We start from the raw sequence: 20,485 nt of genomic DNA, 5'->3' as shown, positions 1-20,485 counted from the left end.
ATATGCTAATGGTTATTTTTCCTTTTTATTACTTGCTATTATATGCTTTATATCCTGATCCAATTGCTTAATGCTCTGAAAATGTTCTATTTCTCGTTGATGTTCTTTATAGCGTGTATACTCTTGGGTTGCTTTCTCTACGGCTAATTCATGAGAGATAGTACCTGCATGTTCAAGAATATTCTTTTCGTTCATAGTAAGTACTAAGCGGAGTTTCTGTATCCAGTCTCGCATATACATAGGCTTCTCGGCCAGTGCCTGTGCTTCGGCATAGGCAAGAAACTGTTCTACAATGAGTTTCAGCATAGTAATTTCCTCTTCTTTTAAGTAATTTTTTCCAATAAGAGCATCGGATTTGGTTACTTTTCCTTCTTTCTCCGTAGAGGTTAGTCCCATCATAGGAAGCTGAGCATTAGCACGATAGAAAAGCAATTCAGCAGCTGTCTTACCGCTTACTGCCCAAAGCAACTTGTTTTGTACCTCCTTATAAAATGCTATTGTCATTTTATCTGAAGGGTTATAGTCAATACTCGTAGCATAAATATCCTTTATTTGTTGATAAAAGAGCTTTTCTGACAGACGTATTTCACGGATACGCCCTAAGAGTTCTTTAAAGTAGTTATAAGAAGAGCCTGTCTTAAACCGCTCATCATTTAGGACAAATCCCTTGATAATATATTCTTTCAGTCGCTGGGTTGCCCAAATACGGAACTGGGTACCTTGCTGAGATTTTACTCGATAGCCTACAGAGATAATGACATCAAGATTATAATAATCTATGTTTCTTCGAACGGTTCTCTCTCCTTCTACTTGAACTGTTGCAAAATTTGCAACAGTTGCAACAGTAGCCAACTCCCCCTCTTCAAATACATTTTTTATATGTCTGGATATAGTAGATTTGTCTCGTCCAAAAAGAGTAGACATTTGTTCTAAGGTTAGCCAAACGGTGTCCTGTTCAAAACGAACATCTATTTTGATACTCCCATCTTCAGATTGATAGATGAGCATTTGGTCATTATTGGCTTTCATCATTACTTTATCTTACTCTTAAGTGCTTCCAATATTTGGATTTGTTCCTTTACAGAAGCCGTATTAGAGAGTTTTTTCTTTTGGTCAATGCCTAAGTCTATAACTTTCCAAAGGGTTTGTTTGGTTTTGGAATCATTTTCCTCTTGGGTAAAATCCTTAAAAGCTTGCTGAACTTGCTCTGTGAGAGGGGTATTATCCAAGCTCATTGCCCAGAGATAGGCTTTTTTGAAATCGGCAGATCTTTGGGGTTCATCTTCCTCAAAGAAGGGATAATTCACAAGATAAGGCATCAGGGATGGGAGGTATTTCTCCATCTTATGATTGGTAATGACACTGACTAAGCCTAAGAGTTGATCCCCCTCCAGGTCTGCAGGATTCGCCTTTTCTAAGAATTGTTTAGCCCTGCTGGGGTTGGTTCGTGCAATTCCGTTAAGGGCGGCATTTTTAATAGCTGCTGAAGGGACGGTAAGTGCTTTTTCATACAGAGGAGTGTAGCGCTTATCTTCTTGGTCGTTCAAGACCCAGATAGCAGCAGCACGAGCGAGGTTCTCAGGGTCTTTGGTTGCAATTTTCTCTACCAGAGCTAAGTCCTTTTTGGTAAGCTGATAACCTTCAAGAAGCTCCAAAGCAGCCTTGCGTATTTTGAAATAAGGATCTTGTAGGGCAGCTAAGACCACCTCTTTACCCTTGCCTGTTTCCAAGGAGGAAATAGCTTCTAAGCGGCTCTTAAGCTCAGGAGCATGTTGTATCTGGAAGAGGTATTCCTTAGTTGTTTTAGGGTATTGTTCCTGCATCACCACCACCCCTTCTGGGTTGATATTCACCAAGGCAGGGGCTTTGCTCACTGCAAAGGTAAAGGCATTTTCCTGACGAGCATTCACCCATACTGTATGGCGAATAGGCTTGTTATCTTGGTAGATATCAATATCCAAAGGAAACTGAAAATACAGGTCTTCACTTTGGAGCTGAGTGATTTTTACAGTAAGTTGTTTCTTAGTAGCATCATAGTGTTTTTCTACCTTTACATTAGGGTTTCCATAGCCAAAGTACCATTGGTTAAAGAACCAGCTAAGGTCTTTTCCACTTATCTTCTCAAAGGATAGGCGTAGCTGATGGGCTTCTCCATTGCCATAGGCATGAGTCTTGAGATAGTCTGTAACCCCCTGAAAGAAAGCCTCATCCCCGAGATAGCGACGAAGCATATGTAGGATAGCTCCTCCTTTGTTATAGGAGACCATATCGAACATATCATCGGTGGAAATATAGCTAAAACGCACCAAGTCTTTCTTAAAATCATCAGGACGCTGGTGGTACTGTTGGGTATTGTTGCGCAGGTGGTAGTCGGCAGCATCTTTGCCATATTTGTGAGCAATCCAAAGATATTCGCTATAGTTGGCAAAGGACTCATTGACCGTAAGGTTTGCCCAGCTCTCAGCTGTAGCGAGGTCACCAAACCAGTGGTGTGCCAGCTCATGAGCGATGATATACTCCCAATAGTTCTGGTCATTAAGCGCTTCTTCGCTTTGGTAAGCACTTTCGGAGTGGCTCACCGCAGTGGTATTCTCCATAGCACCTGTAACAAAATCGCGCACAATGATTTGCGCATACTTATCCCAAGGATAGTCATAGCCAAAGCGCTCAGAGAAGAAGGATATCATTTCTGAAGTATTGCCAAAGAGTTTCTTGGCAAGGGGTGCATAGTCCTTCTCTACATAATATTCCACAGGTACTTTACCGTGCCAAGGCGTATCCTTCACCACAGCAAATTCACCTGCTCCCATGAAGAAGAGATAAGGAGCATGAGGCTTGTCCATCACCCAATAGTCTATACGTAGGTTACCTTTTTTCTCAGAACTTTTCAAAAGTCCATTGGAAAGGGTAACAAAACTATCAGGGACAGTCATCTCAATCTCTTGAGTAGTCTTCTGATTAGGCTTATCAATGGTAGGAAACCAGCAAGAGGAGCTCTCTGCCTCTCCTTGTGTCCATATCTGGCGAGGATAACCCTCTGGCTTACCCTCAGGGTTGATGAAGTAGAGCCCTTTGGTATCAGAAATAGAGAGGTTTCCCTTATTGGCCACTTTTTCAGGCTGTGCAGTATACTTTATATACACAGTATAGGCTTCTCCCTTCTGGTATTTCTTAGGGAGCTTGATACGCAAGAGATCATCCTTATAGCTATAGGCAAGGGGTTGCTGTTTGCCTTTCTCCTCAAGGGCGACCTTGTGAATAAGCATAGCCTTAGCATCGAGTACAAGGCTATCAGTAGGATAGAAGAAGGGAGCGGCAGTGAGCCATTCTTCCCCACCCATGGTCTGGTTAGAAAAATTGAAATCCACCTTGAGCTTGGTATGCTTTAGAGCGGTTTTCTTCTCAGGGGTAGCACGATAGAGCCCTCTGCCCGAAGTGTCTGTTTGCGCAAAAGTATAGCCAGAGGAAAGCAGCCCCAAGGCTAATAAAACTATTTTCTTCATGAATAAAAAAAGATTGAAAGTGCAAATATACAATTATTTTTGTACCTTTGCGTCTCTTTTACAATCCTTTTATGAAATTTTTTCCTTATCTATTTTTGTCTTGTTTCCCCTTGGTGAGTGCAGCACAGACAGACTCTCTTTCAATCACAGGAGACCCCTTACCCGAGGTAAAAAGAAGTGAGCCTGCCGACTTGGACAAAACCATCTCAAAGATATGGGAATTAGACAAGGAGGATCAGCGAGGTACCTTTCGCTTCTTGGAGTACAAACCCATGTACGCCATGCCTTTTAGGCTAACGGACAAACCTATAGAGCAGCCTGTGAGCCTGAACCCCAACCGCCCTGTACCTGAGCCCCGTGACTACCAACATGTAGAGATGAAGTTCCAAGTGAGCCTCAAAGCCAAGATTATGCAGGATGCTTTTGGTAAAGGTGATGTATGGGTAGCCTTCACCCAGCAAGCGTATTGGCAGATGTATAGATGTATAATGGAAAACTCTCTCGCCCTTTTAGGGAAATCAACTATGAGCCAGAGCTTATCTTCACTTATCCTATGAACCTCTCTGCAGGACACTTCAAGTTCAAAATGCTGGGGCTGTCCATCAACCATCAGTCTAATGGTAAGGAAGCTGCCCACTCTCGCAGCTGGAACCGCATTATCCTTATGGGAGTAGCCTCTTGGAAAAATAGTATCATTACGGCTCGGGTATGGAGACGATTTTCAGAAAAACCTATAGAAGACGACAATCCTCAGATAGAGGAGTATATTGGTAGGAGTGAAGTAACTGCCGCTATTCCGTTTCGAAAAAATGTTTTCACACTCACTGTACGCAACAATCTAAACTTCAACCATAACAGAGGGCATGCCGAACTTTCTTGGATATACCCCCTAAGCCGTGACTTACGTATCATGTTACAGGCTTCCCATGGGTATGGCGATTCGCTCATTGATTATAACTACAAACAGACAGTATTGGGAGTAGGTTTTACTTTCTTAAATTTATAACGGGAATAAAACGTTTTTTTAACTTTTGCGACGTGTTTTTTAACGAAAAAATGAGTAAATTTGCACAAGGAATTTTATATTGCTTAACTTATTCATTTTAAATATAAAAACACGATGAAAACATTCTTTTTATCCTTATTTTTCTTTCTGGGAGGCTCTTTGATCTTCGCCCAGAATGTATTGTTAAAAGGAAGTGTTGGTGATGGTAAGTCTCCATTGCCTGAGGCCACGCTCTCTGTAGAAGGGCAAGAGGTTCATGCTACAAGTGATGAGGCAGGGAATTTTCAGTTCTCCTTGCCTAAAGGATTTTATATCTTGGACATCCATGCTAAGGGATACCGTTCCCAGAGAATGAACATAGAGCTCACTGACAATCTTACCTTGCCTACCATAACCCTTCAAAAAGAACTTATGGCTCAGGGCGAACATACTGTCGGAAATACAATCAATCTCTCTGATGAGGAGCTCGATGATGAAGAAGGTAGCCCTGAGATGATCTCTGGCTTCCTACAGTCCTCACAAGATCTCTATTTCCGTCGTTCTTCCTTTGACTTCAGTCCCGTATTCTATCGCCCTCGTGGCTATCAGAGCAATGCAGCCACTGTACTTGTCAATGGAGTACTGATGAACAAGGTAGAGACTGGTCGCCCCCAATGGAGCAACTGGGGAGGACTGAACGATGCCACTCGTAGCAATGTGATTACCACCGGAGTAGGTGCCAGTGAGGACGACTTCGGAGGGGTATTCGGTAGCAATGTGATGACTATTGCCCCTTCTGAATTGCGCAACGGCTTGCGTATCTCTGGAACTACGACCAACCGTAACTACTTCGGACGTGCTATGGTAACCTACAACACAGGTACCCTACCCAGCGGATGGGGCTATATGGTATCAGGCTCCTATCGTGGAGGCAATGGCCGTACTTGGCTTGTCCCTTCTGTAGAAGGAATGGTCTATCAGTCCTACGGAATCTCTGCCGCTGTAGAGTACAAGGCAAGCCCTTACTTTACAACCAACCTAATGGGTATTTTCTCCTATAACAACCGTGGAAAATCTGCCCCTCTTACCCAAGAGGCTATTTCCTTAGGCGGACACAACTACAACCCTAACTGGGGCTTTCAGGGAGATCATATACGCAACTCCAAGATGAAGCGTATCTCCGAACCTCTCTTTGTACTTTCGAATACTTATCACAAGGGAGACACTAAAATAGCTCTACACTTGGGCTATCAGTTTGGGCAAGTAGGTGATACCCGTATTCAATATGTAAAGTCTCAGAATCCTGATCCTTCGTACTATACCAATATGCCTACCTACTTCTACAATATGTATGACCAGGAGACTGGCGAAGGAGATCCTTTTGCTTGGGATAAGGCTGCCCGACAGATTGATTATTTCAAAGCTAACAAACAGCTCAACTGGGACGCTCTCTACCAGACCAATAGCCATACTGGTGGCGAAAGTATGTTCTCTCTCAATGAGGATATTATCGACACTAAAACCCTTACAGGGAATCTCTTGGCTACTACCAAAATTGATCCAAATATCACCCTCAATGCGGGTGCTTCTTTCCAGCGTATAGGCACCGAAAATTTCCAACAGATCAACGACCTATTAGGAGGACAATACTTCCTAAACAAGAGTTATTACTCTGGAGAAAATTATGATACCCCTGAGAACCTACGCCTAGGAGAAGGAGACAAATACCAATACCACTACAAAGCGCTTGTACAAAGAGCCAATGTATTTGGCCAATTGCGCTTCAAGTATGGTCGTGCACTCTTCTATGTAGCCGGACGTTTTCAACATACAGACTATGAGAGAGAAGGTCTCTTTGCCAACAATGCTGTATACAACGATGCCAAAGGTAAAAGTGGTATGAAGTACTTCAATACCCTTAGCACCAAAGCAGGACTTACCTATAGCATCAATGGTCGCCATATCCTACAGTTCAACACAGGATATTTCGAGGAAGCTCAACCACTGAACAATATCTTTGTCAATATTCGCAATTCGAACTCCTTGCTTCCTAGCAAGCTTTCTCCAGAAACTCAAATCACTGCCGATGGAAGCTATATCGTACGTATGCCTTATGTAAAGGCACGCCTTACCGGATATGTCACTAAGTTCGAGAATGCTACTGAGAAAAGTTACTTCTTCACTCAATCCCGTTTGGGTGACGAGTCTGCTGGATTCCTTACCCAAACCATGATGGATGTAGAAAAACTCCACTTCGGAGGAGAACTCGGTGTAGAAGTACAGCTTCACCCTTCTTGGAAGGCTTCTGCTGTAGTTTCTCTAAACCAATATACTTATACCAACGACCCTATCCTCTTCCAATCCTCTGACAAGCGATTGGTGAGCGAACCCATCGTTTCTCACTTGAAGAACTACCATGCTGGACAAGCACCTGAGCAAGTATATTCCTTAGGATTAGAATACCAGAGCCAACACTACTGGTGGGTAAGCCTTACAGGCAACCTCTTCAACAATAACTACATAGGTATTGCTCCAAGCCTTCGCACTGAGAATATCTACCTTGACCCCAACACTGGTAGCCGCTATACCAATATAGATGAGAATGCCGTACGTGGTCTGCTCAAACAGGAAAAACTCCCTATACTATTCCTCATGAATGCCTCTGCTGGAAAATCTTTCCGTATCAAAGGGCACTTCCTCAATGTATTTGCCAGTGTGAACAACCTGCTCAATACCCAGTACAAAACCAACGGATTCGAGCAAGCACGCAAGGGAGATTACCAATCCATGCTCAAGGATCGCAAGAGCGGCTATCCTACCTTTGGAAACAAGTATTTCCTCGGGTATGGCACTACTTATTACCTAAATGTAACCTTAAGTCTCTAATCTGAACGAACATGAAAAAAATAGTATACTTCGCACTATCTCTTGCCTTACTCTCTTCTTGCAGTAAGGTAAGTGGATTCGATACTCCTGATGTACAACAGCTCGAAAAACAACAACAGGAAAAGGCCAATGCCTTCAATGGTACACGCATCACCTATGCCCAGCTTAGGGCTAAGGTAACCCCTTCCTTTACTCAATATACAGACAACGATGCCTTCGAGGGCTATGTGATCTCCAGTGATGAGGCGGGAAACTTCTACAAAAAAGTATATGTGCAAGCCCCTGACAAGTCTGGAACTATCGCTGTGGCTATTGATAAAAAAGGACTCTATGGCGAATACCCTGTAGGTACCAAAGTACAAGTAAGACTTAAAGGGACTACTGTATGGTATAGCGGCCGCTATTCTACTCTTGAGGTAGGGTATGGACACGGAAAAACCACAGGGGGTAACGTCAAAATAAGCAACCTCCCTTCGGCTATGTACCAAGAGGTATTGGTCTCTACTGGAGAGAAAATAGGTATTGACCAGCTGGCTACTACCTTTGACAACTTGAGCTTTGACAAACAAGCACAAAACAACAAGCTCTTAATACTCAATGGTGTATCTTTCGAAAATAGTGCGGTAGGAAAGACCTTCCACATCTCCACCAACCAGTACAATACTACCTACAACCTCACCGATGGAGCAGGAGGTACGCTTCCTTTCCTCACCAGTAGCTTTGCTGCTTATATCAAGGATATAGTTCCTTCAGGAAGATTGCGTATCACGGGAGTACTAACCCGATATGGAAGTAGTCCTCAGTTCTATATCAATTCTGTCAATGATATTCAAAAAATAAACTAAAAACCCTCATACCATGAAAAAGTTATTCATTTTAGGAATCGCCCTTTCACTATTTATCTCCTGCGCTAAGGAAGACAATGCGGGGATTCCTCCGGTAAACCAAGGACAAACACCTCAGCAGAAAGACCTCTCTATCCTTGAGGCTTCCACTGCTAAAGCCTCTGATTATGTAAATGGAAAGAAAGTAAAAATCCACGGAAATATCGTGCGAGATGGAAATCGTTCCTATTTCAAATTCTCCGATAATACTATGGTGCTTATATATGCAGCAACTTCTGTATATGATGCCCTTCCACAGGAGAAAAAGACAAAACTCTCTACTGACGGACAAGAAATTACTGTAACAGGAACTCTTAAGGATTTTACTCCTAAAAACAGTACTAGTACAGTAAAACAAATCGTATACGAAGGCGAAAACGATTTGGTATTTGGACAAGCAGGCAGTACTACTCCAGGAGAAATTACTACCTTGGAAGCGGCTACTGCTACTGCAAGTGACTATGTAGTAGGAAAAAAAGTAAAACTACATGGAACCGTGGGAGAAGTACAAGGAAACAAATCTTTCTTTAAATTCTCTGATGGTACTTTGGTACAGATCTTTACTCCTAAGTTCAAACAACTTTCGCAAGAGACAAATAACAAACTCAAAACAGTAGGTCAAGAAGTCACTGTAACAGGTACATTCACTGATTATACCAAAGATGGAGTTACTGTTAAAGAGATTGTTTACGAAAGCGAAAGCGATTTGGTATTTGGAGCTGTTTCTAATAATCCTCAGCCTCAGCAACCTACAGATGTCTTAGAAGCGGCTACGGCCACTGCAAATGATTATGTGGCTGGGAAAGATGTAAAGATTCACGGAACTATCGTTAGAGATGGAAATCATTCCTATTTCAAATTCTCTGATAATACTATGGTTCAAATCTATGTAGTGAAATCTGTATTTGACCTCCTCTCTCAAGAAGATAAAACCAAACTCAGCACTGAAGGACAAGAAGTCACTGTAACAGGAAAATTCAAAGATTTCAAACCTAAAAACAGCACCAATGTAATTAAGGAAATTGAGTGTACCTCTAAAGATAACTTAGTATTTGGAGCTGCCTCTAATAATCCTCAGCCGCAACCACAGCCACAACCACAACCACAACCTTCTCAAGGAGGAGTTTTTGACTTTGAATGGATTACAGATAATAGCACTGGCTATGGGACAGCTGTTGAAAAAACAATTGATGGAGTTGTGCTAGAAGCTGTAGGACGTACCAACACAACAGAAGGAAACATAGACTATGCCATCAATGGTAAAGGATTAGTGCTTAATGGATATGACAAAGGGCATATCAAAATTACTTTCCCTAATGGAGTGAAAAACTTTTCTTTTGATTATAAAGCATTCCATACCAACACCAAAGCGCGTGAGATCGTAATCCGCGAAGGGAATACTGAAATAGACAAGGTCTCTGTAGAAAAAGATGCACAAGGAACTTACACCAAGGCTCTTAATAAAACAGGACAAGTAGTAATTACCATCAAGGGAGGTGCAACAAGCAAACAATTTGTCATAGACAATATCAAATGGACAAATTAATTTTTTACTCATAACACCTTACAAAGAGGCGCCCTAAAAAGGCGCCTCTTTTTTTAACTTTTTTCAAGAAAAAAATAGCTTTTTTATTTGGAAATTATTGATAAAAGTGTTAATTTTGTGGAGTGAATCCTCTCCCCTATTTTGCAGGATTTCGATTCCTATTTGTAAACAAAAAAATCATTACTATCATGAAAAGATTATTTCTACTTCTCTTTGCAGGACTCTTTGTATGGGGTGCCTGTGTAAGAGAGGATCAGACGGAAATTCCTCCCGTAGATCCCAAAGAAAAACCTACCCCGAACCCTACACCTACGCCTCCCGTTCTCTTTACTTTGGAAGCAGCTACAGCCAAGGCTTCGGATTATGTAGTAGGGAAAAAGCTCATCGTACACGGATTTATTACCGTGAAAAACAAACGTGCTTACTTCAAGTTCTCTGATGGTACTTTAGTACAAATCTTCACTCCTAAGTTCAAGGAACTTTCTGAGGAAACTTCTAAGAAATTGCAAAAAGAAGGACAAGAAGTGAGCGTCACTGGTACTTTTACTGACTATACCCTACCAAAGGGTGACGTAGTGAAAGAGATTGTCTACCAGAATGAGACTGACTTAGTCTTTGGTGAGGGCACTCCTACCCCTGAAGAAATCCCTTCATTGGAAGCCTCACAGATCTCTATGACCGACTTCACCGCTTACTTTGACAAAAAAGTAAAACTACATGGCTCTATTGCCGAAATAGAGGGAGACAGATCCTTTATCAAACTCTCTGATGGCACTTTAGTACAAGTCTTTACACATAAGTTTAAAGAACTTTCCGAGGAAACCTCTAAAAAACTCAAAGAGATAGGACAAGAAGTGACTGTAATAGGAAAATTCTCTGACTATACCGACAAGAAGACACAGAAAAAATACCATCAGATTGTCTATGAAGAAGAAAAAGATTTGACCTTTGGAGCAGCTCCCGCACCACAACCACAACCTGATCCTAAGCCAAATCCACAACCTGATCCTGATCCTAAGCCTCAGCCAAATCCACAACCTGATCCTAAACCACAACCCAAACCATCTCCTGATCCTAATGAGATTGTGAATCTTGAGGCGAGCAATGCTACTATCGCTGACTACCAAGAAGGGAAAAAGGCTAAGATACATGGTAAGATCACCATCAAAGGAAATTTCTCTTACTTTATCTTCAAGGATGGTACAGAGATACAAATCTATGGAAAAAATTATAAGAATCTTCCTAATGAAATAAAAGATAAACTCAAGATTACAGATCAAGAGCTTACTGTAACGGGTGTTTTCAAAAACCATACTACTAAGGATGGAAAGTCTATTAGGGAAATTGTATATGAAACAGAAGCGGATCTAATCTTTGGTAAAACACCTGAGACCAAGCCAAATCCACAACCTCAACCAGATCCTAAGCCTCAGCCCAATCCACAACCAGATCCTAAACCATCTCCTGATCCTAATGAGATTGTGAATCTTGAGGCAAGCAATGCTACTATTGCTGACTACCAAGAAGGGAAAAAGGCTAAGATACATGGTAAGGTTACCATCAAGGGAAATTTCTCTTACTTTATCTTCAAGGATGGTACAGAGATACAAATCTATGGAAAGAATTATGCAAACCTTCCTGAAGAAGTGAAGAAAAAACTCAAGATTGCAGATCAAGAGCTTACTGTAACGGGTATTTTCAAAAACCATACTACTAAGGATGGAAAGTCTATCAGGGAAATTGTATATGAAACAGAAGCTGACTTAATCTTTGGTAAAACACCTGAGACCAAGCCAAATCCACAACCAAATCCACAACCTCAACCAGATCCTAAGCCTCAGCCCAAACCACAACCGGATCCCAAACCACAACCCAAACCATCTCCTGATCCTAATGAGATTGTGAATCTTGAGGCAAGCAATGCCACTATTGATGACTATCAAGAAGGAAAGAAGGCTAAGATACATGGTAAGATCACCGTCAAAGGAAATTTCCCTTACTTTATCTTCAAGGATGGTACAGAGATACAAATCTATGGAAAGAATTATGCAAACCTTCCTGAAGAAGTGAAGAAAAAACTCAAGATTGCAGATCAAGAGCTTACTGTAACGGGTGTTTTCAAAAACCATACAACTAAAAGTGGACAGGTCATTAAGGAAATTGTATATGAAACAGAAGCTGACTTAGTCTTTGGTAAAACACCTGAGACCAAACCAAATCCACAACCTCAACCAGATCCTAAGCCTCAGCCCAAACCACAACCGGATCCTAAACCAAATCCTGATCCCAAACCAAATCCACAACCACAGCCCTCTTCTGGTGTATTTGATTTTGAATGGATAGAGAAGGTTAACAATAGTTATACCAACCATATAACAAAGACTATCAATGGAGTAACATTGGATGCTACAGCTCGTACTGATACTAAAGAACAAAAGCAAGACTATGCTATCCAAGGAAAAGGTTTGATCCTTACTGGAGGGCATAAAGGAAAAATAACCATTACTTTCCCTGAGGGAGTAAAGAGTATCTCTTTCGACTACAAAGCATTTCTTGCAGGTAATAAAAAGCGTGAAATCCTTATATCTGGAGGGATACAAGACACAGTGCTTGTAGGACAAGATAAGCAAACCTATACCAAAACCCTTAACAAAACAGGAGAAGTAATTATTACTATAGAAGCGAATACTACTAGCAAACAGTTTATCATTGACAATATCAAATGGACTCGCTAAGAATTTCTCTTATTCGTGTAGATTTATTGTCAATTAATTCGTATCTTTGTCTCATCGTAAAAAGTTTATTGGAACTTTTCCAATATGTTACATAAAATATTTACTTATTATGAAAGAAAAAATAGAAAAAATGAGAAGTGGCAAGGGCTTTATTGCTGCTCTTGACCAAAGTGGAGGTAGTACTCCTAAAGCACTAAAACTCTATGGGATAGAAGAAAGTGCTTACAAGAATGATGCTGAAATGTTCGACCTTATCCATCAGATGCGTACCCGCATTATCAAGAGTCCAGCTTTCAATGAAAATAAAATTCTTGGAGCTATTCTCTTCGAACAAACCATGGATAATAAGATTGATGGCAAGTATACAGCCGAATATCTATGGGAAGAAAAACATATTCTCCCTTTCCTAAAAGTAGATAAAGGACTACTTGACTTGGATGCTGATGGAGTACAACTGATGAAACCCATTTCCAATCTCGCTGACCTTCTCAAAAGAGCTAATGAACACCATGTGTTCGGCACTAAGATGCGTTCGGTAGTCAAGAAAGCCTCTAAAGCGGGTATTGCTAGAATCGTAGACCAACAATTCGAAATAGCTGCACAAATCATCGCCGCTGGTCTCGTTCCTATCATAGAGCCAGAAGTGGATATCAATATTCCTGACAAGGCAGAAGCAGAAGCTATTCTTCGTGAGGAGATTCTCAAACACTTGGATAAGCTCCCTGCCACCTCGGATGTGATGCTTAAGCTTACCCTTCCTACCGTAGCTGACTTCTATAAGCCTTTGGTAGATCACCCAAGAGTAGTACGTGTAGTAGCGCTTTCAGGTGGTTATTCCCGAGAAAAAGCAAACGAAATCCTCGCCAAAAACCATGGCGTAATCGCTAGCTTCTCTCGTGCACTCTCTGAAGGTCTCTCTGCTGGACAGTCTGATGCTGAGTTCAACAAGACTTTAGCCGAATCCATAGAGGGTATCTATGAAGCTTCTATAAAATAACCATTATAGTCTTAATAAAAAAACCGAACTTAAAACAGTTCGGTTTTTTATTTTGCTGTAAAAGCTCTCTAAAAAATCATGATAACAGTACGAACTATAAGCTGGCGGTAGTGTATAGCTGATTATTTATTATTAATAATTGCACCTACTCCAAAGGCAGCAAAGGCTGGAAGTAACCATTCTATATGGTATTGTGCTAAGGGAAGACTATCTTGTATCCCTTTTAGAGTCTGACTCTCCATAAGATTTCCTATGACAAATATAGCTGAAAAGACAGCCGTAAAACTTACCCCTATGATATAGGGTGTTTTCTTATGTACACTTTTGCCAAATAATAGTATAAAGAGTGTTAGAGCAATAGTAATAGGATACACGAAATCCAAGATATAGCCTGCATAGAGAATAATCTGATCTACACTTTGGATAGAGAGCACAAAGGAAACCAGTGTACACCCCCACACTCCCCAGCGGTAAGGAATACGTCCATGACTGAGGGTCTCAAAGATTCCTCCCATAGCCGAAACAATAGCTACCGCTGTAGTAAGACAAGCAAAAGCCACTGCCACAGAAATCACTATAGCTCCATTATTTCCCAATCCTTTATGAGCAATATGCTTGAGAATATCTATATACTTAACCTCTTCTGTTGTCACTACATCGGAGGTAGCGCCTAAATATAACAAACCTCCATAGATAAAAACCAAGCATCCAGCAGCGATTATCCCCGAGAGGATGGTAATCTCACGCTTCTGCCGCTCTGAACTATACCCCTTTTGTATGATAGCTGAAATAATCAGCCCAGAGAAGATAACCCCTGAGAGCACATCCAAGGTAAGATATCCTTTGGAAAAACCAAAGGTAAATGCTTCCTTGAAAGTCAAACCATTATCTGTAAGCCCCTTAGGAGCATTAATAGTTCCTTCCACAATGAGCACTATCAGTGAAAGAAAGAGTATAGGGGTGAGCCAACGGCCTATGATATCTACTAATTTCGAACGAGATAAGGCTAAAAATAAGGTAATTGCAAAAAAGATAACTCCAAAGGTAACTTTCCCTACCATCGGAAAGAAAGGCTCTATAGCGACCTCATAAGTAGTAGATCCTGAGCGCGGGACACATACCAGAGGCCCAAAAACCACAATAATAAGCACCACTAAACTATTGACAAAGGGCGCTGGAAATCGTTTGCCCAAATCGGTAAAAGAAGTACCTATGGAACTAACCATTAGTACCGCTAAAAAGGGAATAAGAATCCCTGAAAGAAAAAAACCCACAAAGGCAGCTCCACTGGCCGCTCCCATCTTCAGCCCTATATAGGGTGGGATAACTAAATTTCCTGCTCCAAAGAACATTGCAAAAAGGGCAAACCCTGTAGTGGTAAGTGTCAGAAATTTCTTTTTATTCATATAAGTAATACATATGGCGCAAAGATATAAAAAAATAACGAATGGATAACATTGTAACAAAATTTTTTGTATATTTGCTGCTTGATTATCTATAACTCTCCTTTGTGAAATACAGCATCCTCCTTTCTTTTCTTATGTTCATAGGCTGCCTCTCATCCCCAAAACAGCAGAAGGAACCTTCCTCTGAGAAGGTTTCAGATACACTTGTTGTAGTGAAAGATACTGAGAATGTAGATGAACGCCACTTAAAGAAGGCTATGGCGGATGCACTTGAGAAGATAACCGCCTCTTTTCAAGGGAAGGATTGGGAATACATGTATGATTTTGATACAACAGAAGAGGGATATGCTCCTATTGGAGTTTATATTAAGGTAAGAAAATTTGCCGAAGGAGCTTATTATGCGGTTATTTACACGTATGATCAAGCAGAAACTTTGATAAGATTGTATAGAATTGATAATAATACAATGCAAGAGAAAGTCTCCGAGTCTTTCCCTTTGCTAACAGACCCAAGTGATACTATCTTTGATGCCAATGGAGATGGGCTTAAAGATTTTGCACTAAGATTCTATCCTTCTTCGGGATGCTGCAGAAGAGATATTTATTACCTCTACCTCTCTCCAGAGAAAAAGGAGGGACAACTTTCCTATATAGAACTCATAAACCCAACTTTTTATCCTAAGGAGCATCTTATCCGTGGGATAGGTTATGGCTGGCCTGGACATGTGGAGTTGTACAAATATCGTTGGCGAGGAGAAGTGTTGGATACTTTGGAATATATCCTCCCCGATATGGCGACTAAGGGAAAAACATTCCTAAAAACTAAGCACATTAGGGACTTTTATGACAATGACAAAGAAGGAAAAACGCACCTGAACAAGCTCCCCAAAGAGTACCAAACAGTTATAGGTTTGGACTATTTTTTAGATTATACAGCGGAAGACTTTAATAGTCACTAGCGACAAATAACTAGTGACTCATCATGAACAATTGACAATTAATAATTTACAATTATGAGAAAATTACTTTTCACTCTTGCTGTAATGGCTTCTGTAGGAAGTTATGCACAGAAATTTGCTTCAGATCATGAGATTACCGAACAGGTTTTCGGTACTGAGAAGCTATATAAGTTCAGAAAAAGTGGAGACCCCTTAGATGGTCACTATAAAGTGGCTCAGGGAGAAGGGGCTTACTACGAAGTAACTTTCGAGAATGGCCGTATGAATGGCACTTACAAAAGCTATGATGCTCAGGGAAACTTAAGAGCTGAAAAGAACTTCAAAAAGGGCATTCTTGATGGTAAATCAGTCTCCTACAATGATGAGGGTAAGGAGAAAGACCTCCGCACCTATAAAGATGGAAAGTTAGAGGGAATCAGCAAGGAATATAGTAGTAATGGAAAGCTACGCACCGAGCTTAGCTACAAAGGGGGAAAGCCCAATGGAGAGTGGAAATACTATGATAATGAGGGAAAAGTACGCAAAATCGAAAGCTATAAAGAGGGCAAACTACATGGCAAACAGTGGCAAAAAATGACTGGAAGTCGTGGAGAATATACAGCTACTGAGTACTATGACAATGACAAACCTACCGGAAAATGGCAAGAAATATGGGAAAATGGGCTTGTCCTCTCTGAAAAAGAATATAAGAACGAAGGTACTTATACTGAAAGAGAGTTCTTCCGCAATGGAAAGATGGAAAGTGAAGTATCCTATAAGGATTTTAAGCTACATGGTCTTAGAAAAAAATATAATGATGCGGGAATCCTTGTCCGTCAGGATACTTATGACCAAGACAAGCTAACCAATAGAAAATATTTCTTTGGTAACAATGGAAAACTCAGGGAAGAACTCAATTATAAAAATGATGGCAAGGAGGGTAAGTACATAGAAAACAATGAAAATGGTACTATAAAAGAAGAAGGAAATTATAAAAACAACTTCAAAGAGGGAGTTTGGAAAGAATATACTGACAAGGGAGTACTCCATGAGCAAAGTACCTATGTGGCTGGCAACCTACAAGGTGCCTATAAAGAGTTTTATGCCAGTGGAAAAGTACGTCAAGAAGGCAACTACAAGGACGACCAAAAAGATGGCACTTGGAAGTACTACGATGCCTCTGGGAAGCTCACCGCTGAAGTAATCTATGAAAAAGGCAATCGTATCAAAACAGTAGACTACGAATAGTGAAATAACCAGTGACAAGTAACTAACGTTACTTGTCACTTCTCTTTCAAGCCTACAACTGCTTAAAAGTAGTAATTAGTATAGGGGTTATACAAACTTTTCACTATTCACTTATATTTATAGCCCTTAGCTATTGCTTTTTTGATAGTATTGGAAGGGTAGTAAGTAGTAGGCGTATAGCCATTGTCAAGGATTGCATATCGCTTGATAAGGCTATTTTTTATATCAAAAAGGTAGATATAATATTCGCTAAGTGTAGCCTCTGAATAGCCAACAATAGCAAAGATATCGTTATCCTTCCAAAACACATCATGAGATACCTCAAGGGAACCTAAAAAGAGGATCATGGTATGATGTCGTAGCCTTCGGTCAGTAAGGTTGATGTTCTGACTGTCGTCCATGTTAAAAGAAAGTTTGCCATCGGAGATCTCACACCCTTTGTACTCATTGACATAGCGCATCTTATCAGGAGAATAGAGATTACAGAGATCATCACCTACATCATCTGCTGCCTCAAAAGGGTGGTAATAGAGACTCTCCTTATCTTCTCCTGCATTGATAGGGGCATGCTCTTCTGTACGAGTAAGGCGTGCCTCATGAAGGTCAATATGATAAAAGTCCAACCATGGCTTGATGAAGGATTGCAAAAGAGCTATATCCTGCTCATCAATTAAGGGAGCTTCGTAAAAGGATTCTAAAAACTTTGCCTTTTCCTCTTTCCAAAAGGCCTCTAAGTAGCGCTCCCTCCAATACTCACTATCTCCCAACCTGCTAAAAAGAGTAAGCTCCTTATTTACAGACACCTCTCTTTCAGGGCTACAACTACTTAAAAGTACAAGCAGTAATAGTATGAAGGACAATAGTTTTTTCATTCTCTACTTTTTAACTTTTAACGGGCTCGCCGTATAGGTCAAAATCGGTAGCCTCAGTAATCAAGATATCGGCAAAGTCGCCTATCTTCACATAGTGCTTAGCAGCATCTATAAGGACTTCGTTATCCACATCGGGGGAGTCGTACTCGGTACGGCCTACAAAGTATTGCCCCTCTTTGCGGTCAATCAGGCAGCGGAAGGTCTTCCCTACCTTGGCTTGGTTCAGCTCCCAAGAGATTTGGGATTGTATCTCCATAATCTCAGCGGCACGGCGTTGCTTCACTTCTTCAGGGATATTGTCCTCCAGCTCATAAGCTGCGGTGTTCTCCTCATGACTATAGGTGAAGCAGCCCAAACGCTCAAAACGCATTTGTCTGACAAACTCTTTGAGCTCCTCGAAATCTTCCTCTGTCTCGTTGGGATAACCCACAATAAGAGTGGTACGAATAGCTATCTCTGGCATGGCCTTGCGGAAATCCTCCAAAAGCTGTGTGGTCTTAGCCTTAGTTGTCCCTCGCTTCATACTCTTGAGGATAGGATCGGCAATATGCTGGAGAGGAATATCTAAGTATTTGCATATCTTAGGCTCCTCCTTCATCACTGTAAGTACATCCTTAGGGAAACCTGTAGGGAAAGCATAGTGAATACGGATCCACTCTATCCCCTCTACCTTGACCAAGGCACGGAGTAGGTCTGCCAACTTGCGTTCGCCGTATAAGTCTAAGCCATAGTAAGTTACATCCTGAGCAATGAGAATCAGTTCCTTTACTCCCTTCTTAGCCAATTTTTCAGCCTCTATCACTAAGTTTTCGATAGAGGTACTCTTATGGCTACCACGCATGATCGGAATAGCACAGAAGCTACAAGGGCGATCGCAACCTTCGGATACCTTTAAGTAAGCGTAATTCTTGGGGGTGGTCGTGAGGCGTTCACCTATAAGTTCATGCTTATAGTCAGCTCCCAATACTTTGAGCAAAGCAGGGAGTTCAGTAGTACCGAAATATTGATCCACATCGGGGATTTCTTTCTGCAAATCAGGCTTATAGCGCTCCGATAGACAACCCATAACGAAGACCTTATCTACCAATCCCTCCTCTTTCTTTTGGATGTATTCCAAAATGGTGTTGATACTTTCTTCCTTGGCATTATTGATAAAGCCACAGGTATTAATAACGACTATGTTTCCTTTGTCCTCATGTACTACCTCCTTACCACTGGCCTTGAGTTGCCCCATAAGCACCTCACTATCATATACATTCTTAGAACAGCCTAAGGTTACTACATTGATTTTATTCTGTTTGATGGATTTTGTCCTCATGATGTTGTTGCTTGTTTGAGGGTGCAAAATTACGTTTTTTAAAAGAATAAAAGAAATTTTTGTTTGTCAGAAAAAAAATTCCTACTTTTGCGTGTTTGTACATAAAAAATAATTTATATGAAAGTAGCCGTAGTAGGAGCCACCGGATTGGTAGGCAATGTAATGCTGGAAGTCTTGGCTGAGCGCAATTTTCCAGTAACGGAGCTCATTCCCGTAGCTTCAGAAAAATCAGTAGGAAAGACCATATCCTTCAAGGGAAAGGAGTATAAAGTAGTGGGTATGAACCAAGCCATCTCGCTTAAGCCTGATGTTGCTTTATTTTCCGCCGGAGGGGATACCTCCAAGGAATGGGCACCTAAGTTTGCTCAGGTGGGAACTGTCGTAGTGGACAATTCCTCCGCTTGGCGTATGGATCCTACCAAGAAATTGGTCATCCCTGAGATCAATGCCGAGGTACTCACCGCTGAGGACAAGATTATAGCCAACCCGAACTGCTCTACCATTCAGATGCTGGTAGCCTTGGCGCCTTTGCGCAAGTATGGTATCAAGCGTATTGTGGTTTCCACTTATCAGTCTATCACTGGAACAGGAGTAAAGGCTGTGACTCAGCTGGAAAACGAGTACAAAGGAATACAAGGGCCTATGGCTTACCACTACCCTATCCACCGCAATGCCATCCCTCACTGTGATGTGTTTGAAGAAAATGGATATACCAAGGAGGAAATGAAATTGGTCAGAGAAACTAAGAAAATTTTCGGGGACGATTCTATCCAAGTAACAGCCACTGCTGTCCGTATCCCTGTGGTAGGGGGGCATAGTGAAGCGGTCAATGTAGAGTTCGAACAAGAATATGATCTTGCTGAAGTACGTAAGCTCCTTAGCCACGCTCCAGGGGTAATCCTACAGGACAATACCGATACCAACACTTACCCTATGCCTATCTATGCTCATGGTAAGGATGAGGTATTCGTAGGACGTGTACGTCGTGATGAATCCCAACCTAAGACCCTCAACCTATGGGTGGTAGCAGATAACCTCCGCAAAGGAGCTGCTACCAATACTATCCAGATTGCCGAGGCTCTTATTAAAAAAGGAATCCTCAAGTAATACTTCCCTAATCTTAAATAATGAGCAATATTCTGTAAGGGCGAATAGCTATTCGCCCTT

The 20,485-nt window shown here is 41.3% G+C and carries 13 protein-coding genes and 1 pseudogene; 9 read left to right on the top strand and 5 right to left on the bottom strand.

The features are described 5' to 3' along the window. Window positions 1-12: 12 nt before the first annotated feature. Complete coding sequence (locus CGC50_RS08085; RefSeq protein WP_095910413.1) at window positions 13-1,032, bottom strand: virulence RhuM family protein; 1,020 nt, start codon at window positions 1,030-1,032, stop codon at window positions 13-15. After that, on the bottom strand, window positions 1,032-3,503 hold the full coding sequence (locus CGC50_RS08080) for a M1 family aminopeptidase (RefSeq protein ID WP_095910412.1): 2,472 nt from the start codon (window positions 3,501-3,503) through the stop codon (window positions 1,032-1,034). The genes CGC50_RS08085 and CGC50_RS08080 overlap by 1 nt, the downstream gene beginning before the upstream one ends. Before the next feature lie 47 nt (window positions 3,504-3,550). On the opposite strand from CGC50_RS08080, the pseudogene CGC50_RS08075 reads away from it, so the two are divergent. The 6 genes and pseudogenes from CGC50_RS08075 to CGC50_RS08050 all read left to right on the top strand — a co-directional run bounded on the left by CGC50_RS08075 (window position 3,551) and on the right by CGC50_RS08050 (window position 13,536). Further along, window positions 3,551-4,509 (top strand): annotated as a pseudogene (locus tag CGC50_RS08075) (phospholipase A). Between the two features lie 114 nt (window positions 4,510-4,623). After that, window positions 4,624-7,374, top strand: a complete 2,751-nt coding sequence (locus tag CGC50_RS08070; protein WP_095910411.1) for a TonB-dependent receptor — start codon at window positions 4,624-4,626, stop codon at window positions 7,372-7,374. Between the two features lie 11 nt (window positions 7,375-7,385). Next, complete coding sequence (locus CGC50_RS08065) at window positions 7,386-8,219, top strand: DUF5689 domain-containing protein (RefSeq protein ID WP_095910410.1); 834 nt, start codon at window positions 7,386-7,388, stop codon at window positions 8,217-8,219. A 13-nt stretch (window positions 8,220-8,232) separates the two neighbouring features. Then, on the top strand, window positions 8,233-9,804 hold the full coding sequence (locus tag CGC50_RS08060) for a DNA-binding protein (protein WP_095910409.1): 1,572 nt from the start codon (window positions 8,233-8,235) through the stop codon (window positions 9,802-9,804). 188 nt (window positions 9,805-9,992) lie between these two features. Further along, window positions 9,993-12,539 (top strand): IgG-binding virulence factor TspB family protein, encoded by a 2,547-nt coding sequence (locus tag CGC50_RS13890; RefSeq protein ID WP_198541602.1) that lies wholly within the window; start codon window positions 9,993-9,995, stop codon window positions 12,537-12,539. Between the two features lie 109 nt (window positions 12,540-12,648). Further along, entirely contained in the window at window positions 12,649-13,536 is an 888-nt protein-coding gene (locus CGC50_RS08050) for a fructose bisphosphate aldolase (RefSeq protein ID WP_095910408.1), read from the top strand. A 122-nt stretch (window positions 13,537-13,658) separates the two neighbouring features. On the opposite strand, the gene brnQ is transcribed toward CGC50_RS08050, so the two are convergent. Continuing rightward, complete coding sequence (gene brnQ / locus CGC50_RS08045; RefSeq protein ID WP_095910407.1) at window positions 13,659-14,942, bottom strand: branched-chain amino acid transport system II carrier protein; 1,284 nt, start codon at window positions 14,940-14,942, stop codon at window positions 13,659-13,661. Window positions 14,943-15,046: 104 nt separating this feature from the next. Between brnQ and CGC50_RS08040 the strand changes: the two genes are divergently transcribed. Then, complete coding sequence (locus CGC50_RS08040) at window positions 15,047-15,901, top strand: hypothetical protein (protein ID WP_095910406.1); 855 nt, start codon at window positions 15,047-15,049, stop codon at window positions 15,899-15,901. Between the two features lie 54 nt (window positions 15,902-15,955). Next, complete coding sequence (locus CGC50_RS08035; RefSeq protein ID WP_095910405.1) at window positions 15,956-17,128, top strand: toxin-antitoxin system YwqK family antitoxin; 1,173 nt, start codon at window positions 15,956-15,958, stop codon at window positions 17,126-17,128. A 107-nt stretch (window positions 17,129-17,235) separates the two neighbouring features. Here CGC50_RS08035 and CGC50_RS08030 read toward each other — a convergent pair whose 3' ends face one another. Together CGC50_RS08030 and rimO are read right to left on the bottom strand one after the other, a co-directional pair. Beyond that, window positions 17,236-18,000 (bottom strand): hypothetical protein, encoded by a 765-nt coding sequence (locus CGC50_RS08030; protein ID WP_095910404.1) that lies wholly within the window; start codon window positions 17,998-18,000, stop codon window positions 17,236-17,238. Window positions 18,001-18,010: 10 nt separating this feature from the next. Continuing rightward, entirely contained in the window at window positions 18,011-19,318 is a 1,308-nt protein-coding gene (gene rimO / locus CGC50_RS08025; RefSeq protein WP_095910403.1) for a 30S ribosomal protein S12 methylthiotransferase RimO, read from the bottom strand. 117 nt (window positions 19,319-19,435) lie between these two features. Here rimO and CGC50_RS08020 point away from each other — a divergent pair, with 117 nt between their 5' ends. Next, window positions 19,436-20,425: an aspartate-semialdehyde dehydrogenase gene (locus CGC50_RS08020; protein WP_002665776.1), complete on the top strand. Its 990-nt coding sequence runs from the start codon at window positions 19,436-19,438 to the stop codon at window positions 20,423-20,425. Window positions 20,426-20,485 lie beyond the last annotated feature (60 nt).

The organism is Capnocytophaga gingivalis, assembly GCF_002302415.1.
Classification (GTDB): Bacteria; Bacteroidota; Bacteroidia; order Flavobacteriales; family Flavobacteriaceae; genus Capnocytophaga; species Capnocytophaga gingivalis.
This window is presented reverse-complemented; position numbering and strand designations above follow the sequence as displayed.

Excerpts from the sequence above, each read along its gene's own strand:
- CGC50_RS08085 (WP_095910413.1), bottom strand. The coding sequence starts at position 1,032 with ATGATGAAAGCCAATAATGACCAAATGCTCATCTATCAATCTGAAGAT.
- CGC50_RS08080 (WP_095910412.1), bottom strand. The coding sequence starts at position 3,503 with ATGAAGAAAATAGTTTTATTAGCCTTGGGGCTGCTTTCCTCTGGCTAT.
- CGC50_RS08070 (WP_095910411.1), top strand. The coding sequence starts at position 4,624 with ATGAAAACATTCTTTTTATCCTTATTTTTCTTTCTGGGAGGCTCTTTG.
- CGC50_RS08065 (WP_095910410.1), top strand. The coding sequence starts at position 7,386 with ATGAAAAAAATAGTATACTTCGCACTATCTCTTGCCTTACTCTCTTCT.
- CGC50_RS08060 (WP_095910409.1), top strand. The coding sequence starts at position 8,233 with ATGAAAAAGTTATTCATTTTAGGAATCGCCCTTTCACTATTTATCTCC.
- CGC50_RS13890 (WP_198541602.1), top strand. The coding sequence starts at position 9,993 with ATGAAAAGATTATTTCTACTTCTCTTTGCAGGACTCTTTGTATGGGGT.
- CGC50_RS08050 (WP_095910408.1), top strand. The coding sequence starts at position 12,649 with ATGAAAGAAAAAATAGAAAAAATGAGAAGTGGCAAGGGCTTTATTGCT.
- brnQ (WP_095910407.1), bottom strand. The coding sequence starts at position 14,942 with ATGAATAAAAAGAAATTTCTGACACTTACCACTACAGGGTTTGCCCTT.
- CGC50_RS08035 (WP_095910405.1), top strand. The coding sequence starts at position 15,956 with ATGAGAAAATTACTTTTCACTCTTGCTGTAATGGCTTCTGTAGGAAGT.
- CGC50_RS08030 (WP_095910404.1), bottom strand. The coding sequence starts at position 18,000 with ATGAAAAAACTATTGTCCTTCATACTATTACTGCTTGTACTTTTAAGT.
- rimO (WP_095910403.1), bottom strand. The coding sequence starts at position 19,318 with ATGAGGACAAAATCCATCAAACAGAATAAAATCAATGTAGTAACCTTA.
- CGC50_RS08020 (WP_002665776.1), top strand. The coding sequence starts at position 19,436 with ATGAAAGTAGCCGTAGTAGGAGCCACCGGATTGGTAGGCAATGTAATG.